The organism is Ferdinandcohnia sp. SAFN-114 (assembly GCF_059415045.1).
This window is the reverse complement of the sequence record NZ_JBPFDQ010000207.1, coordinates 1-1,098: the sequence shown is the minus strand read 5'-3', so window position 1 is coordinate 1,098 and position 1,098 is coordinate 1. Positions and strand designations below refer to the sequence as shown.

At 35.9% G+C, this 1,098-nt stretch carries 1 protein-coding gene; it reads left to right on the top strand.

The genetic code is table 11. The annotated features are described in order from the left end of the window. Window positions 1–53: 53 nt before the first annotated feature. Window positions 54–899, top strand: a complete 846-nt coding sequence (locus ACR65M_RS26945; RefSeq protein WP_010731423.1) for an AraC family transcriptional regulator — start codon at window positions 54–56, stop codon at window positions 897–899. The last annotated feature ends 199 nt before the right edge of the window (window positions 900–1,098 follow it).

Sequence of the window (1,098 nt, the reverse complement as noted above, 5' to 3'; positions counted from 1 at the left end):
CGGCAATTATTATCTATTTTGTTTTAAAGTAAATATTGAAAGGGAGTAAACTTATGGATTGGCTAGAAAGAATGAACAATGCGTTAAACTACATTGAAAATAGCTTGAATGAAGAAATAGACTACAAAGAGATTGCAAAAGCAGCTAATTGTTCTGAGTTTCATTTTTCAAGAATGTTCTCTTCAATCTCAGGTATATCGCTATCAGAATATATTAGACGTAGACGGTTAACACTCGCAGCATTTGAAATTCAAAAAAGTGATATTCGGATCATTGATGTGGCAATTAAATATGGTTATGTTTCTTCTGATACTTTCTCACGTGCTTTTCAAAAAATGCATGGAGTAACCCCTTCCAATGCTCGTAATAGAGGGGTACAGTTAAAAGCCTTTCCCAGAATTTCCTTTCAAATTTCTATTAAAGGAGATACCGAGATGGAGTACAGAATTGAAAACCTTGATTTTGAATTAAGAATTGTTGGAAAAAGTAAGCCAGTAAAAACAAGCAGAGCATTTAAAACAATCCCTACGCTTTGGAACACTGCGAAAAAAGATGGATTTATGCAAGAACTAGTAGATATGTCATGGGAAAATCCAAAATGCACGCTTGAAAGCCTTCTGGGGGTTTGCGGAAAAGAAGCTGCCATAACAGATGAACAATTTTCCTATTTCATGGGCGTAAGATACGATGGGGAATCCCCAGAAAATATGGAGACGCTTATTATTCCCGCAAGTACATGGGCAGTTTTTCCGAACATAGTGGATGCATGGAAACGTTTATATTCCGAGTGGGTCCCTACCTCCGAGTATGAACTTGCAAATTTACCGTGTATAGAATGTTATTACGGTCCGAAGCATAAACCAAGACACGAACTCTGGGTCCCTGTTATCCCGAAGTAAATTACATATTCAGTAATAGAATGCTGTTTATGGAGTAACGAAAAAAGAGCCTAATTTCTCAATTTAGGTGATGGGAAATCAGACTTTTTATATTGGAAATTCCTTATCGTTGTAAATCCGCGTTTATCTTAACTTAGATGTGAGAACTATTAGAATATCAATGGTTCTCACATCATTTACATATATTCGATGTAAAGGT